Source organism: Paucibacter sp. Y2R2-4, assembly GCF_025717535.1.
In the GTDB taxonomy this organism is placed as follows: Bacteria; Pseudomonadota; Gammaproteobacteria; order Burkholderiales; family Burkholderiaceae_C; genus Paucibacter_A.
Genome location: NZ_JAJIRO010000003.1, coordinates 157133 through 172085, shown reverse-complemented (window position 1 = coordinate 172085; position 14953 = coordinate 157133). Strand labels below are relative to the sequence as shown.

The following is a 14953-nucleotide window of genomic DNA, read 5'->3' as shown; positions in this document are numbered from 1 at the left end:
CGCGCAGCTCACCTTAAGACTGCCCTAAGCTGGGCCGCGCAAGATCTCGGGCATGAGAAACGCACACCATCTCCTCCTCGCTGCGCTGGTTGTCATCTGCACTCTGGGCGCACAGGCAGCTGCAGCCACGCCGGCCGAGCTGCTGGCCGACTACAGCGCGCAAGCCGGCCGCCCGGCCAATGCCCAGCAAGGCCAGAGTTTCTTCACACGCAGCCATGGCGGCGAATGGAGCTGCGCCTCTTGCCACCAGGCGCTGCCTACGAGCGTCGGCCGCCACGCCGGCACCGGCAAGACGCTGGAACCGCTGGCCCCGGCCTTCAACCCGCGCCGTTTCAGCGACTCGGCCAAGGTGGAGAAATGGTTTCGGCGCAATTGCAAAGACGTGCTCAGCCGTGAATGCAGCGCCGCCGAGAAGGCCGATGTTTTGGCCTGGTTGATGACACTCAAACCCTGAGGAGGCCGTATGAAAAATTCCCTATGGATGGGCCTGGCGGTCCTGACCCTCTTCGCCCAAGGAAGCGCCGGCGCAGATGAGCATGGCTCACGCAGCGCGTCCGTGCCGCTGCTGCCCAAGTACCAGCAGGAATGTGCGGCCTGCCATTTGGCCTATCCGCCGGGCATGCTGCCGGCGGCGTCTTGGCAGCGGCTGATGACGAATCTGCCCCAACATTTCGGCGCCGACGCTTCGCTGGACCCGGCCAGCGTGGCGGAGTTGCAGCGCTGGTTGCTTGCCAATGCCAACACCGCGAAACGAGTCAGCAAGGAAGCGCTACCGCCGCAAGACCGCATCACCCGCTCGTCTTGGTTTATTCGCCAACACGATGAGATTTCAGCCGCCACCTGGCAGCGCGCCAGCATCAAGAGCGCCGCCAACTGCGCGGCCTGCCACCGCCAAGCCGAACAAGGAGATTTCAATGAACACCGCGTCCGCATCCCCCGTTAATTCCATGCCCCAAGTGAGCCCGCCCGGTCGGCGCGTCATCGATGCACCGACTCGCATGCTGCATTGGCTGCTGGCCCTCAGTTTCAGCGGTGCTTACCTCAGCGCCGAGAGTGAGCGCTGGCATGCCGTTCACATCACCCTGGGCTACACGGTGATTGGCCTGGTGCTGGCCCGTGTGCTTTGGGGTTTGCTGGGCCCCAAGCGGGTGCGCTTTGGCAGCTGGGCCAGCAAGCTGCGTGGCCTGCCGCAGCAGATGCTGGCCTGGCCGCAAGGGCGCGGCAATGCGCTGGCCAGCTTCCAAGGCTTGAACACCTTGCTCGCAGTGGCGCTCTTGCTGGCAGCCCTGGCTGCGGCTCTGAGCGGCCTGGGACTCGAGCAAGAATGGGGCGGCGCGCGGGTGGAAGACCTGCTCGAGGATGTGCACGAGCTGCTCGGCAACACGACCTTGGCCGTGGTGCTGGGTCATATCGGTTTGATCCTCGGCATCAGCCTGCTGCGCCGCCAGAACCACGCCTCGCCCATGCTGAGCGGCCGCACCCCCGGCGCTGGCCCCGACCTGGTCAAGCAGAATCTGCGCCCGCTGGCCGCACTGCTGCTGGTGGCGGTCTTGAGCTTTTGGACCTGGCAGTGGCAGCAAGGCTCGCTTGCCACCACTGAGCGGCCCGGCATCAGCGCCCGCCATACCGGCTCGGATCAGGGCTCGGATGACGGCGATGACTAAGTCGGGCCAATAATCCAGCCATGCGAATCCTGCTTGCCGAAGATGATGCTCTGCTGGGAGACGGCCTGCGCGCCGGCCTGCGCCAGCAGGGTTTTGTGGTCGATTGGGTGCGCGACGGCCTGGCCGCCGAGCGCGAGTTGCGCGCCGAGGGCCAGCCCTATGCCGCCGCCGTGCTGGACCTGGGTCTGCCCTTGAAGGACGGCTTGGACGTATTGGCCGGCTTGCGCCGGGACAAGATCAGCTTGCCGGTCTTGGTGCTGACGGCCCGCGACGCGGTGCCCGATCGGATTCGCGGACTCGACCTCGGGGCCGACGACTATGTGATCAAACCCATCGATCTGCACGAACTCGGCGCCCGGCTGCGCGCCCTGCTGCGTCGATCTCATGGTCAAGCGCAAGAGCTGCTGCGGGTCCAAGACCTGCTGCTGGACCCGGCCGCGCGCACGGTGCAACGTGGCGAGACGGCCATCCCCTTGTCCACCCGCGAATTCGATTTGCTGCAGGTGCTGATGCTGGCCGCCGGCCGCGTGCTCTCACGCGAGCAGTTGGAGCAGCAGCTCTACAGCTGGGGCCAAGAGGTGGAAAGCAATGCCATCGAGGTGCACATCCACCACCTGCGTCGCAAGCTGGGATCCGAGCTGATCCAGACCGTGCGCGGTGTCGGTTATGTGCTGATGCGTGAGGCGCCAAGCGCATGAGGCTCAGGCGCCCGCGGTGGCTCAAGCAGCCCGCCTCCTTGCAAGGCCGCTTGCTGGCCTGGGTGTTGAGCGGCGTGCTGGCGCTTTGGCTGAGCCTCAGCGTGACCATCTGGTGGGACGCCAGCCACGAGCTCGATGAACTGCTGGACGGTCACCTCGCCCAGGCCGCCGCCCTGCTGGTGGCGCAGCAAAGCGGCGCGGATGCGGTTGATGACGACGAGCGCGCCATCGACGCCCCCACCCTGCACCGCTATGCCAACAAGGTCGCCTTTCAGGTCTTTCACGAAGGCCGGCTGGTGCAGCGCTCGGCGCAAGCGCCGACCGAGCCGATGCTGCGTTTTGAAGAGGGCTTTCGAGAAGGCCTGCGCAGCACCGAGATCGAAGGCCGCCGCTGGCGCGTCTTTGCCGCCTTTGGGGCCGAGCGCGATGTGCAGGTCTATGTGGGCGAGCGCCTCGATTCGCGCCGCTCGATTCTGTGGGCGGTCTTGCGCGGCGCGCTTTGGCCGATGGCGCTGAGTCTGCCCCTGCTGGCCTTGGCGGTGTGGTGGACGGTGCGGCGCGGCACGGCGCCGCTGCGCCATTTGGGCCAAACCTTGTCGCGGCGCAGCGCCCTCGATCTGGCGCCGCTCGACCTGCCGGCCGCGCCCAGCGAGATGCAGCCCATGCTGCAAGCGATGAACGATTTGTTCGCCCGCATCAGTGCCTTGATGCAGGCCGAGCGCCGCTTCACTGCCGACGCCGCCCACGAGTTGCGCATGCCCATCGCCGCCATCCGCGCCCAAGCCCAGGTTGCCCTGGCCGAGCCCGACGCATCGCTGCGCCAACATGCGCTGCAAGCCACCCTGCTCGGCTGCGACCGTGCCACCCGCTTGGTCGAGCAGTTACTGACGCTGGCCCGGCTGGAGGCCGGCGAGCGGCCGGCCTTTCAAACGCTGGACCTGGCCCAACTGCTCCGCCAAGTGCTGGCCGACTTGGCGCCCTCCGCTTTGCAGCGCGGGCAGCTGCTCAGCCTGGATGAAGCGCCAGCCAGCGCGCCACTGAAGGGCAATGAACCCCTGATCAGCGCCCTGCTGCGCAATCTGGTCGACAACGCCCTGCGCTACAGCCCGGCCGGTGCCCGCGTGGAGCTGCGACTGCAAGGCGTTGATGAGAGCGCAGAGCCGAGCGCTGAAGTCCAAGGCGGCTGGCGGCTATGGGTGGAAGACAGCGGCCCCGGCATGTCCGAGGCCGAGCTGCAGCGCCTGGGCGAGCGCTTCTACCGCGTGCTCGGCCATGAGGCCAGCGGCAGCGGCCTGGGTTGGACGATTGCCCAGCGCATTGCCGAGCTGCACGGCGCCCGTTTGCAAGCCGGACGCAGCGAGCGCCTGGGCGGCTTGGCGGTGGGCTTGAGCTTCACGATCGATACCGCAGAGGCGAAGCCTTAGGGCGCCACAAAGCTCTCTTTGCCGGCCTTGCGCTCCGCCTCGGCGATCTTCACATCGGCCTCGTCAACGACGTTGTCTTGGTTGCGATCATGCAGCTTGAACATGCGCATGCCGGCCGCTTGAAACTCTTCAAAGCTGATGCTGCCGTTTTTGTCGGTATCCAGCACGCCAAAGCGCACCTTGGCCTGGCGCATCTGGCGCTGCAGTTCTTCGCGGCGGCGCTCGGCGTCGGCCGTCTTGCCGATGCGCTGCATCAGGCGGCCTTCAAACTCGCCCAAGTACTCGGCTTCGCTCAGCAGCCCATCGGCATTGAAGTCGATGCGCACAAATTCAACATGGCGGCTGAGCTTGAACTCCTCCAGGCCGACCTTGCCGTCGCCATTGAGGTCTTGTTCTTGTATGAAGATGGTGGAGGAATGGGATGCGGCCAGAGAAGGAATGGCACTCAGGCCGAGCAGGGCTGCCAAAAGCAGGTGTTTCATGGGCGTGAACCTCAGGGTTGGGGCAAAACTTCGAGGGTGAGCGTGGCCGTGGTGCTGAGCCACAGCGCAGGGTTGTCAGGCGAAGCGCGCCGCACACGCACCTGCAACAAGTACAGGCCGGCATCCTTGGGCGTAAAACTCACTTCGCCGGCGGCATTGGTCTTGAAGTCCACTTCGGCCTGCTTTTGCTTGGCGTAGTGCTGGCCGTCGGTAATCAGCGTTAGCGTTTCACCGGCGAGTGGCTTGCGGTTCTCGCGCACCCGCACGGTGACGGGCTCACCGGCATACAGGTCATAGGGCTTGCTGACCGGGTAGATCTCGACGCCCTCGGTGTCGTAGTCCACCGCGCTGGGCCGGCCACGGCTGACGTAGACATCGGCTCGGGAGATGCTTTGCACCTCGATGGGCGTGTCGCCGGCTTGCACATCGTCTTTGCGCTCAATGAACTGCACCTTGCCTTGGCGCAGCACCGCCTTGGCCAGGCGGCCCTTGCGCACGCCGGAGGAGATCAGATAGGTGCCATTGCCCGCAGCCAGCGGCACTTCCAGGTAGCTGGCGTCCTTCAGCTGCGCGGCCGCTGCCAGGGGCAGTTTCTTGCCATCCGGCCCGATCAGGTGAAAGGCCTCGGACTTCATCGCAACGTCCGGGCGCAAATCGCCCTCGGCAAACGAGGCTTCGACCGTCACATGCTTGCGCTGCTCTTCGGCGTTGAAGGTATTGGGTTTGAGGTAAGGCGAGTGCGCCTGAGCCGCAGCGCCGCAAAGCAGCAGGGTCAGGCAAAGGCTGAGTTTTTTTGACTTGAGTTGTGACATGGTTTTGCTTGTGCCTGTTGGAGAAAGAAGTGGTTTGTTGAATTGAGTCCGGCGCTCTCGCTTATCGCCCTTCACTGGACGGCTCGCCCCAGCGCGAATTGCACCGGGTACTCGACCCAGGAGGAAACGCGCTGATCGCCTCGGCGCGCCGGCTGGAAGGGGCAGGACAAGGCCACTTGGCGTGCGGCCTCATCCAGAAGCCGCCAGCCACTGCCGCCCTGGACGACGACCTCCGCCGCCCGGCCCTGCTCGTCCACCTGCACGCGCAGAACGACCCGGCCCTCAACGCCGCGCTCGCGCAGCATCAGCGGGTAGAGCCGCTCGACGCCGCGCGCGCTGCAAGCGCCATGCTCGGGAGGCAGCGCGGCCGCCTGGTAGCGGGCCTCCTGGGGCTTTGCTGCTTCGGCCGGCGCCGGGCGCTGCGTGGCCGTGATCTCCGTCGGCTTTGACACCGCAGCGACCGTGCTAACAAAAGATTCAGTCGGCGCTGCCGATGACGGTGCGCTGATCCGAAAGCTGGGGACCGTAACGGCCATGGCTTGCGGCATTGGCAGATGCGGCGTGGCGGCGAGCAGGCGAGCGGGCGGCCTGCGTTCGAGAACGGCGGGTGCCGCAATCAAGCGCACGGCGGTTGAGACTTCGCGATGGGGCGCCTTGCTCCCGCGCAAGCCCGCACCGAGCAGCAGGGCCAGGAGCCCGCCATGCAGGACCACGGCGAAGCCAAGCGCCAGTCGATTCATAGCCGCTCTACCTACTTGCTAGCCACTCAGTAGTCCGCCCGCATCGACAGCTGCAGCTGTCGCCCCGGCGCGGTGTAGGCGTCGAGCACCGGGCTGGTGGCCGCAATGCCGCGCACATCCGACCAACGCCAGTACTTCTGGTCGGTGAGATTGCTCACATAGGCTGCGATGCGCAATCCCGGCTGGATGCGGTAGGCCGCACCGACATCAATCACGTCATAGCTGGGCGTTAGGAAGTTGCTGGCGGAGCTGGTGGCGGAAGCTTGTTTGGCCGCGCTGTGCAGCCAGGCGGCTTGCAAGTCCCAGTCGCCCAGCTCCCAACGCGCGGCCAGATTGGCGCGCAGCGGCTGCACCGTGTCCAAGGGCTTGCTGACACCGTCTCGCTCGGTCTTGCCGCTGGCCTTGGCGATGGCGCCGCTCAGATGGAGGCCACTGAGCGGTTGCCACATCAAACGCGCTTCGACACCGCGGATGCGCGCCTTGGCCAGGTTGACGTATTGAAAAACCAGCGGATCGGCCGGCGTGCCGCTGCCGCTCACCGTTTCCTGACCAATAAAGTTGCGATAGCGGTTCTCATAAGCGCTGAGCTGCCAGCGCAGGGCCTCGGCCAGCTTGCCGCGCAGCCCCATCTCCAAGCTGTTCGCATGCTCAGCCTTCAAGTTGGCATTGCCTATGCTTCGATAGCCTTGGGCGGGGTTGGCAAAACCGTTGTTGACCTGGTCGGGTGTGGGGGCGCGAAAGCCCAACGCCCATTGCGCATAGGGCTGAAAGCCAGCGCTTGCGCGCCAGATCAAACCCAAGCGAGGGGTCAGCGCCTGGTCCGAGAGCGACACCACCTGGCCGCCGCTATAGCCCGCTGTTTTGGGCTTGAGCGAGTAGTGCTCGAAACGCAGGGCCGGGATGACGCTGAAGTTGCCAGCTTCGATCTCGTCTTGCACAAAGGCGCCGCCCAGCGTGTAGTCGGTATCGGGGAAGGGCTTGCTGGGGAAGCTTTCGCCGGCCGGCGGCACGGTGCCGTCGCGCAGGCCGTTGATGCGGTTGCGGCTCAGATCGATGCCGTAGCTGAGGCGGTGCCCACTCAGCTGCGTCTGTGCTTGGCTCGACAGGCCGATCAGTTGCTCTTCATACAGCCCGTCGCGAATGCGGTCCGGCGAGACATAGCGGTCTTCGCTTGAGTACTGGCGCGTCTTGCTGCGCTGCACATAGACCTGGGTCTTCAGCGATTGCAGCCAGTCGGCGTTCAGATCCTCCCATTTGTGCTCCAGCGAGACCCGGGTGCGATCGATTTGGTCCTGCGCATCCAAGTCCACCACAGCCGTGGGCGTGCTCGGGCTGAAGCTCGCCGCCCGTGCGCTGAGCACCTCGGTGTCCACCTTGCGGCGGCGCGCGTCCACAGTGGCCAGCAAGTGTTGGCTGGCGTCAATCTTCAGCGAAGCCTTGGCCATCACGCTTTCGCTGCGAATGTCGCTGGGGTTGGCTCGCGTGCGGCTGCTGTTGGCGGCCTCGTTCTCGCCGCTATTGCGCGTCTCATGGCCGCGGCGCACGGTGGCCATCACCAGGCCCTGCCAGGCACCGGCCGCGCCGGCGAAGGCGCCCGTGAGTTTGGTCGAGCGATCGACCGACAAAGCGCTGGCGCTCAAGAAGCCGGCTTGGGTTTTGCCTTTCCCCAAGAGATCTTCGGGTGACAATGTGCGCAGGCTCAGCGCACCGGCCAGACCGTCGCTGCCAAACTGCGTCGAAGCCGGGCCGCGCAAGACCTCTGCACTGACCAGCATATCGGGGTCGATGAAGTCAACACGGCCGCTGGAGAAGGCCCCGAAGCTGAAGCTCTGCGGCATGCGGATGCCGTCAATCATCATCAGCACCTGATTGCCTTCCAGGCCGCGGATATTGATGCCTTCATTGCCGCCGCGCCCGGTGGAGGAGCCGGCAGCGGTGAAGCGCGGTGCCACGGCCCGCACGGCCAGGTCCACCTCGCCTTCCAGCAAGTCCTTCAGATCACGCGCATCGCGTTGCTGCAGGCGTTTCTTGTCGTAGACGGTGACCGTGTTGGGCACCGCGTCACCGGCCCGCTCGGTGCGGGTAGCGCTGACGGTGATTTCGCCGAGGCGTGTGGCCTCAGGGCTGGTGGACGGGGATTCTTGGGCTTGCCCGGTGATCGGGGCAAAACAGGCGACGAGCGCCAGCGCGACCGGAGTCTTGCGCAGCAGCATGAGTGAGTCCTTTGATGACTGACACGGGCTGGCAAGAGAGCTGGCTTGTGCGGGGGGAAAGAGAGTTAGAAAAACTTAGTCGATGAATCCGGGCAAGCCCGTTTCCCACTGAACACCAAAATTATAAACAAGAATCATTCTCAATTGATGCAAGTTCATCAATTTTGATAGTCAGCACGGCCAAGGCCCTGCGCTAGGGCTTGCTTGCGCTCCAGTAAGACAGAAAGTCTCGCCCGGTGGAGTTGCTCAGGCCCTCCAGTCGGCCATTCGGCATCAACACCGCCGAGTGGTGATAAGCGCCCGATTGATCGGAGGTCACAAAGGCGATTCGAACTGCGCCCCAATCGGTGTTGATTCGCGCTTGCTCAATCGGCGCGCCGTAAAAGGTTCCGCTAAAGGTCTTGTCGCGCACCGCAGTGACAACCAAGTTTTGGTAGTAGCCCGGCGCGCTCGGCAGCGGCCGCAGGTCAACCTGCCAATTGCCAATCAACTGTGCGGCGTCCACAGTCGTTTGCGCTTTCTCAGGTGCGGCCGTGCTGGCACATCCCGCTGCAAACAAGAGAGCCAGCAGCGACAAGGAAATCCGGATACGGGGGCTTGATGTGGGCATGTGAATGAGCTTTCTGCTGGGCAGAGTTGGGTGTGCGAGAACCGTGGTGTATGGAAGAATGAAATCCGTCTGAATCAATCGTTATTCAGCTGTCTCTTGACCTTGAAGCACATCTGCGATTGTGGCGTGGTCCAGCCGAGTTATGAACCCTCGATTTGCCCTGGAACGGAACGCGATCCGAGGCCATCCAATGCCCAGCTCAAAAACCAAGTTGCAGCGTTGCCAACCAGCGCTGGCCCGCGCGGCCCGCCTGGGAAAATCCTTGAGACTCGGCATTGCTGGCGATATGGCTCAGATGGCATTGCCAAGGTCCGCGCGTCCAACTCAGATCCACGCTGCCGAAGGCATAGCTGCGCGCAGGATCGCTTCGGTGCGAATAAACACCCAGGCCCGCATCGAGCGCCAGACTCAGCGGCAAGTTCTGATGCAGGCCCAGGCTGGCACTGAAGGCGGGTGCGTTGAGCAGCGAGTTTTGCGCAGTGCGTCGGCTCATCTTCGGAAACCAACTGCCACTGATGAACCAACGCCCTTGCCAAACCATTCGCCCTGAGACCTCGTCGTAATTGAAGTTGCGGCGCTGCGTGCTGCCCGGGTAAGCGGCGTGGGTGTAGCTCAGGTCGCCGCTCCAGTCTTGATCCCATTGCCAGCCCTGAGCGACACGCGCCGAGGCCTGCAGCAAGCGCCCTTCGGCGTCCTGATGCAGGGCGACTAGGCCCAGGTCCACAGCCCAGCCGCTGTTGTGGCGCCAGCCGTAGTCCAGGCTTTGGCTGCCCTGGCCCATACTGCGCGTGATGCCGCGCACAACATAGTCGCTGGACAAAGCCAGGCTCAGGCCCCAGTCATCGGCCTGCGCTGGGAGGGAAGACAAGCCTGCGGCCAGCCCAGTGATCACACAGGGCATCGAGAAGCAAAAAGCCAAGCGAGAAGCAAAAACGTCTTTTTTTCGAAAACAGGCAACCATCGTCTTCCCTCTTGGAACATACGGCCATGACTCCCAAACCCTTTGCCGTCGACACCTCGCTCGCAGCGGAAGCTTTGGACCGGCAGGAACTGGCCGCAGCAGCGACGGGGGATCGTGCCGCATTCGAGCGACTGTACCGGCGTTACTTCGGGCGACTCAGCCGCTTCCTGCGGCGCTTCAACCGCAGCCCCGAATTGATCGAGGATGTGGTGAACAAGACTTTGTGGGTCGTCTGGATTCAGGCGGCCGACTACCGGGGCGAAGCCAAGGTCAGTACCTGGATCATGGGCATCGCCTATCGAACCCTGATGAAGGCGCTGCGCGATGGCGAGCCCTTCGCCACCGAGATCGCAATTGCGCAAGCCGAGGAGCGAAGTGCCGGTTCCGCTAGGAGCGACCCACTGATGGACCCGCTGGCCCGCAGCGACCCCCGCCCCGAACAAGAGTTGCGGGACTGGCTGGCCAAAGGCCTGCAGCGCCTGCCCGAGGACCTGCGCATGACCTTGGAGCTGGCTTATTTCGTCGGCCTGTCCTGTGCCGAGATCGGCCAAGTGATGGGCTGCGCCGAAGGAACCGTCAAAGCGCGTATGTTCAATGCCCGGCTGCGCCTCAGAAACCTGATGCCAGGCTTGGGCGGTCTGGACGCCAAGTCGGCGTCCGCTATCCGAAACCAACAAGCTTGATCGCCATGGATGCTTCAACTCACTCGCAGGAATCTGCACATGTCCAAGCTTGGGAGCTGATCCCATGGGTGCTCAACGGCAGCGCTGATCCAGCTCAGCGTCAGAGCCTGGAAGCTCATCTGCATCAGTGCCCGGATTGCCGTGAAGAGATGCAGTTCCAGCAAAAGCTCCGACAGGCCATGCAGCAGGAGTCCGCGGAGCGCGACGATACCGGGGACGCGGATGCGGCGCTGCGGCGTTTCTGGGCGCAAGAGCATGCGCCCAGCGAAGCGGCCGCGCTTCCTAAAGGAGGCCGGCCTCGTTTCCTGGGTTTGGACTGGCCGCGCGCCATGGCCGCCGCGCTGCTCGTCCAGGCCCTGGGCCTGGGTCTGCTGTGGCAGCGCTACTCGGGTCTTGCCCAGGACTACCAGGTGCTGAGCCAGCCGGCAGCGCCCACCACGGGGCTGACGCCTCGCATCCGCCTGGTGCCCTCGCCGCACTTGCAGTTGGGGGAGTTGCAGTCCTTGCTGCAAAGCCATGGTTTGCTCTTGGTGCAGAGCAGTCCTGAGGGCCAATTCTTCGGCCTCGCACCACACCCGGACGCAAGAAAGTCGGTGCCCGAATTGGTGAAGGCCTTGAGGGCCGAGCCCGGCGTCTTGTTGGCCGAGCCGCTGGGGCCGACCGAGCCCGCGGCCACTCAACCATGATGCCTCGCCGTTTGCTGCAACTCTTGGTGGCGCTCTGCCTGGGATGGGTCTGCTCCTGCGCTTTTTCGGCCCCGCCTGAAGCTCCGATGGCCGAGCATGAGAGCGAGTCCCTGCTGATCGTGGCCTTGGCCGAGAAAGGCTACAGCCTGCCCGCCGTGGGCGGCACACCGCGTGCGGCCTACGGGGCCACACAGTCCTACGCCTTGAGCCCAGCCACGCAGAGGGTCGCCGCTGAAATTGCACGCAGCCATGGTTTGGAGTGGCGCGCCGCCTGGACGATTGCGCCCCTGAAGCTGCATTGCATTTTGTTCCGCATCACCTCCGGTGAAGACCGGGACCAACTGCTGGAGCGATTGAAGGCTGACGCTCGCATCGAGTTGGCCCAGCCACTCCATCAGTTCGAGACCTTGAGCGAAGCCGCTGCAAGCACCGATTACAACGACCCGTACTGGGCACTGCAGCGCGGTTTCACACGCATGGAGGTGAGTGAAGCGCAGCGTTGGACACGCGGGGAAGGCGTGAAGGTGGCCCTGATTGATACGGGCTTGGACGCCGCCCATCCCGACCTGCAAGGGCGGGTGCAAGTGCAGCGGGACTTTGTCGGCCCCAGCCATCCGGCGCCGCCCCAGGGTGAGCGGCATGGCACGCAGATGGCGGGCGTGATCGCCGCCGTGGCCAATAATCAGATTGGCATCGTCGGTGTGGCGCCGCAGGCCCGTTTGCTGTCTTACCGGGCCTGCTGGGAACGCGACTCAGCCTCCGCTCGTTGCGACAGCTTCACACTGGCCCAAGCCCTAGGCGCCGCCATCGCGGCGGACGCGGACATCATCAATCTCAGCCTGGGCGGTCCTGCCGATCCGCTGCTGAGTCTCTTGACCCGGTATGCCTTGAACCGAGGCATTTGGGTCTTGGGGGCCTTGCCGGTCAATGGCAGCTTGCAGGGCTTTCCAGCCAATGTGATGGGCGTTCAGATCGTGGCCATGGAGCCCGGCGGCTTGGATGGCCCCCTTCCCCCTTCAGCGATTTCAGCTGCACTTCTCGCGCCAGGCCGAGATGTGCTGACCTTGAGTCCCGGCGGACGTTTTGACTACGCCAGTGGCAGTTCCTTGGCCGCCGCCCATGCCACCGGCTTGGCGGCCCTGATGAGAGCCCTGCCAACGCCGAGCGGCAACGCACGGCGCCCTTTGCGTGACTTGCTCGCGCCCCAGGGAGCAGGCTCGACGCTGAATGCTTGCCAGGCTTTGAAGGCCTTGCAGCCCCAGCAACAATGCCGCGCCTTGAACACACCCCCTAGTTTGACGAGCTTGTAAGGCAACCTTTTCTAGTCCCCGGGGTACTCATCCAAAGCCAACGCATTTGGCGTCGGCTCTATCGGATATTTGTCATTCAACCGGGAACTACAAATGAAGCAAAGCGCATTGAAGAAAGCCTATGCAGCCAGTTCGGCCCTCATCCTGAGTGTGGCTGGATTGGCGGCCGCACCGGCTCAGGCGGTGACCGTGGGAGACCCCTTGGGGGACTTTTTGAGCACCTACAAAGGTGCACAGACCGGCGAGTTTGATGTCGTCGCCAGCTGGGTGAACTACGACGCCAGCCGTGACGTCTTTGAACTCTCGGCCACCATGGCGGGCAATATCTCGCCGAGCTCTTTGGCGGCCTACGTCTGGGGCTTCAATCGGGGCCAAGGCACCGCCGCCTTCGGCAGCAGTCTTGGCTTGACTCAAGTGTTGTTCGATCGAACGGTGGTGGTGAATGCCAATGGCTCTATCGTCAGTGGCGGTGCCAATGTCGGTACGGCCACCATCTTCGGCTCCACCATCTCGGCCACCATCGCAGGCTCTGTCTTGCCTGAGAACGGCTTCAGCAAGGCCAACTACACCTGGAACCTGTGGCCGCGCTTCACGGGCAGCAGCTTCAATGGCGTGTCGGTCTCGGGCGTGGCAGCGATTCCAGACTTTGCGCCCAATGCCGTCAATGCCGCGGTGACGGCCGTGCCCGAGCCCTCCTCTACGGCCTTGATGTTCCTGGGGCTTGGCGCCTTCGCCCTGCTGCGTCGTCGCCCGCTGCGCTGAAAGCTCAGCCTTGCTGAGTCAGCCGCTCGCGTAGCGGCTTGGCTCTGGCCCCTGCCTCGGGCCGGAGCCAGGGCCAGCAAAGCTGGCCCGCTTCACGCAAAATAGCCGCATGGACTGGCTACGCAAACTCCCCGGTTATCAGCAACGTGCACCTGCCGGCTTGGAATGGCGGCTGTTGAAGGCTTTGCCGCGTTCGCTGGCGGCGGGGACCTTTGGGCCCTTGCTGGCGGCCTTGCTCATGCATGGCTGGCAGGCCTTGCAAGCCAGCCCCGACACGGTACTGGCCCTGAATGCGCAGCTGCGCCAGCTGCAGCTGTTTGACTACGCCATGTGGGGCCTGGTGTTCACTGTCTGGTCCCTGGCGCTGACGGTCACCTGCGGCTGCGTCATCGTTTGGATGATGAAGGGGCCGGCCTATGTGGCCGATGGCTATGAGGTCTCGCACAGCGACCATCCGCTGCCCTGAGCGGCCCTGAGCGGCAGAATGCCAGCCCACGCTAAGGCTTAGTGCGCAACTCTCGCAAAGCGTCGGCCGCAATCCAACGGGCGCTTTTCTCCGGCCGCAGCCGCAATTGCTCGGCCAGGGCGATGGCCTCGGGGCGCAGCAGGGCCGAGCGCTTGCCGATCTGGCGCAACGCCCAGTTGACTGATTTCTTGACGAAGTTACGTTCATCATCAGCGGCTTGTGCAATCAGCGGAAGCAGTGCAATGAAGTCGGCGTCGGGCCGCTTTTTGTCATGCACCGCCATCACGGCCAGCAAAGAGAACGCGCAGCGCTTGACGAACTCGGGCTGCTGCGCCGCCCACACAGGAATGCGCGCCCAGGCTTTGGGGCTGCGCCGAAAGGCGTTCAGGCAGGCTTGGTCGCAGACATCCCAGGCTTGCATGCCTTGGGTCCAAGAATCCATCTGCGCCAGCGTCAGACGCTCAGGCTCGGCCACCAAGCTGGCGAGGATTTGCGCGTCGGGAATGGCGCTGTCCCACAAGGCCAGGGCCAGCTCATGGTCGGGCCCAATTTGCTTGCCCAAGGCACGCAAGCTGGGCACCGACAGACCCAGGCGCTGCGCGCCGGTAAGGCCAAAGCGAGCCATGGCGTCCAGCTGATCCGGGCGCGCCTGCGCCTGCAGCAGCGCCAGCACCCCGGGCAAATTCTTCGCCATAGCCCACCCTCCCGTTTTCATTTCCCACAAACGCGACTGTAGGGCTGCGCGCACTGATACAGCGCAAGTCTTGTATGCCACGCCTGTACCTTGGTCAAAACGCGCTGGGCGATGACAGTGGAGGCCTTGTTGTTGGAGCTGCCCTCATGCCTTTCTTGTCCCCCACCGATTTGCTGCCTTTGGCGAGTTATTGCTTTGTGATGTCGGGCACGCCGGGGCCTAACAATGTGCTGCTGGCCAGCTCGGGCGCCAATTTCGGCTACCGCCGCGCGCTGCCCTTGATTCTGGGCATTCAGGCGGGCGGGGCCTTGCTGACCTTGCTCACCTGTCTGGGCCTGGGCAGCTTGTTCGCCGCCTTCCCGGTCTTGCACCAAATCCTGCGGGTGACTGGCGCGCTCTATCTGATCTGGCTGGCCTGGAAGCTCAGTGCCATGTCGGTCGCCGAGGCCGGCCAGCCGATGACGATGCTGCAAGCGATCTTGTTCCAGGCCATCAACCCGAAGAGCTGGGTCAAGGCCATCACCCTGGCCTCGGTCTTCATGCCGACGGGCCTGAGTGTGCCGCTCGGCGCCCTGCTGGTGACCTTGACCTCCATCATGGTCGGCTTGCCGGTCTCGTCCACCTGGGCGCTGTTCGGCGTGGCGATTCGGCGCTTTTTGCAAGACCCGCTGAAGCGCCGCCTCTTCAATCTGAGCATGGGCGGCACCCTGGTGCTGCTGGCCATCAGCTTCTTGCGCTAATCTTGGCC

The 14953-nt window shown here is 64.2% G+C and carries 18 protein-coding genes; 11 read left to right on the top strand and 7 right to left on the bottom strand.

Annotated features, from left to right (window positions below; translation table 11 throughout):
* Positions 1-52: 52 nt before the first annotated feature.
* The 5 genes from LNV06_RS11995 to LNV06_RS11975 are packed head-to-tail and all read left to right on the top strand — an operon-like array spanning position 53 to position 3786.
* Positions 53-454, top strand: a complete 402-nt coding sequence (locus LNV06_RS11995; RefSeq protein WP_263538523.1) for a DUF1924 domain-containing protein — start codon at positions 53-55, stop codon at positions 452-454.
* A gap of 9 nt (positions 455-463) precedes the next feature.
* Positions 464-943, top strand: a complete 480-nt coding sequence (locus tag LNV06_RS11990) for a diheme cytochrome c (RefSeq protein ID WP_263538522.1) — start codon at positions 464-466, stop codon at positions 941-943.
* A complete protein-coding gene (locus LNV06_RS11985; protein ID WP_263538521.1) occupies positions 915-1664 on the top strand; it encodes a cytochrome b/b6 domain-containing protein in 750 nt (249 codons plus the stop codon). The genes LNV06_RS11990 and LNV06_RS11985 overlap by 29 nt, the downstream gene beginning before the upstream one ends.
* Before the next feature lie 20 nt (positions 1665-1684).
* On the top strand, positions 1685-2362 hold the full coding sequence (locus LNV06_RS11980) for a winged helix-turn-helix domain-containing protein (RefSeq protein ID WP_263538520.1): 678 nt from the start codon (positions 1685-1687) through the stop codon (positions 2360-2362).
* 38 nt (positions 2363-2400) lie between these two features.
* Positions 2401-3786, top strand: coding sequence for an ATP-binding protein (locus tag LNV06_RS11975; RefSeq protein ID WP_318013482.1), 1386 nt, complete (start codon positions 2401-2403; stop codon positions 3784-3786).
* Here the strand turns inward: LNV06_RS11975 and LNV06_RS11970 are convergent.
* From LNV06_RS11970 to LNV06_RS11945, 6 genes are all read right to left on the bottom strand, one after another.
* Entirely contained in the window at positions 3783-4268 is a 486-nt protein-coding gene (locus tag LNV06_RS11970; protein ID WP_263538518.1) for an EF-hand domain-containing protein, read from the bottom strand. The two genes, LNV06_RS11975 and LNV06_RS11970, sit on opposite strands and share 4 nt — an antisense overlap.
* An 11-nt stretch (positions 4269-4279) precedes the next feature.
* The gene (locus LNV06_RS11965) at positions 4280-5080 is read right to left on the bottom strand and encodes a DUF4198 domain-containing protein (protein WP_263538517.1); all 801 of its coding nucleotides are present in this window, start codon (positions 5078-5080) and stop codon (positions 4280-4282) included.
* 71 nt (positions 5081-5151) lie between these two features.
* On the bottom strand, positions 5152-5532 hold the full coding sequence (locus tag LNV06_RS11960; RefSeq protein WP_263538516.1) for an energy transducer TonB: 381 nt from the start codon (positions 5530-5532) through the stop codon (positions 5152-5154).
* A 314-nt stretch (positions 5533-5846) separates the two neighbouring features.
* Positions 5847-8033 (bottom strand): TonB-dependent hemoglobin/transferrin/lactoferrin family receptor, encoded by a 2187-nt coding sequence (locus LNV06_RS11955; RefSeq protein WP_263538515.1) that lies wholly within the window; start codon positions 8031-8033, stop codon positions 5847-5849.
* Between the two features lie 193 nt (positions 8034-8226).
* Positions 8227-8643 carry a hypothetical protein gene (locus LNV06_RS11950; protein WP_263538514.1) on the bottom strand — a complete coding sequence of 139 codons (417 nt, stop codon included), beginning with the start codon at positions 8641-8643 and terminating at the stop codon, positions 8227-8229.
* Positions 8644-8842: 199 nt separating this feature from the next.
* Positions 8843-9511: a hypothetical protein gene (locus LNV06_RS11945; RefSeq protein ID WP_263538513.1), complete on the bottom strand. Its 669-nt coding sequence runs from the start codon at positions 9509-9511 to the stop codon at positions 8843-8845.
* 119 nt (positions 9512-9630) lie between these two features.
* Here LNV06_RS11945 and LNV06_RS11940 point away from each other — a divergent pair, with 119 nt between their 5' ends.
* The 5 genes from LNV06_RS11940 (at position 9631) to LNV06_RS11920 (ending at position 13511) form a co-directional block, all read left to right on the top strand.
* The gene (locus LNV06_RS11940; protein WP_263538512.1) at positions 9631-10287 is read left to right on the top strand and encodes an RNA polymerase sigma factor; all 657 of its coding nucleotides are present in this window, start codon (positions 9631-9633) and stop codon (positions 10285-10287) included.
* Between the two features lie 5 nt (positions 10288-10292).
* The gene (locus LNV06_RS11935; protein ID WP_263538511.1) at positions 10293-10973 is read left to right on the top strand and encodes an anti-sigma factor family protein; all 681 of its coding nucleotides are present in this window, start codon (positions 10293-10295) and stop codon (positions 10971-10973) included.
* Positions 10970-12283 (top strand): S8 family peptidase, encoded by a 1314-nt coding sequence (locus tag LNV06_RS11930; protein ID WP_263538510.1) that lies wholly within the window; start codon positions 10970-10972, stop codon positions 12281-12283. The genes LNV06_RS11935 and LNV06_RS11930 overlap by 4 nt, the downstream gene beginning before the upstream one ends.
* Positions 12284-12376: 93 nt before the next feature.
* Entirely contained in the window at positions 12377-13045 is a 669-nt protein-coding gene (locus LNV06_RS11925; RefSeq protein ID WP_263538509.1) for a PEP-CTERM sorting domain-containing protein, read from the top strand.
* A 109-nt stretch (positions 13046-13154) separates the two neighbouring features.
* Positions 13155-13511, top strand: coding sequence for a hypothetical protein (locus LNV06_RS11920; protein ID WP_263538508.1), 357 nt, complete (start codon positions 13155-13157; stop codon positions 13509-13511).
* A gap of 31 nt (positions 13512-13542) precedes the next feature.
* Here the strand turns inward: LNV06_RS11920 and LNV06_RS11915 are convergent, their stop codons facing one another.
* Complete coding sequence (locus tag LNV06_RS11915) at positions 13543-14205, bottom strand: DNA alkylation repair protein (protein ID WP_263538507.1); 663 nt, start codon at positions 14203-14205, stop codon at positions 13543-13545.
* A gap of 146 nt (positions 14206-14351) precedes the next feature.
* On the opposite strand from LNV06_RS11915, the gene LNV06_RS11910 reads away from it, so the two are divergent.
* Entirely contained in the window at positions 14352-14945 is a 594-nt protein-coding gene (locus LNV06_RS11910; protein ID WP_263538506.1) for a LysE family translocator, read from the top strand.
* The last annotated feature ends 8 nt before the right edge of the window (positions 14946-14953 follow it).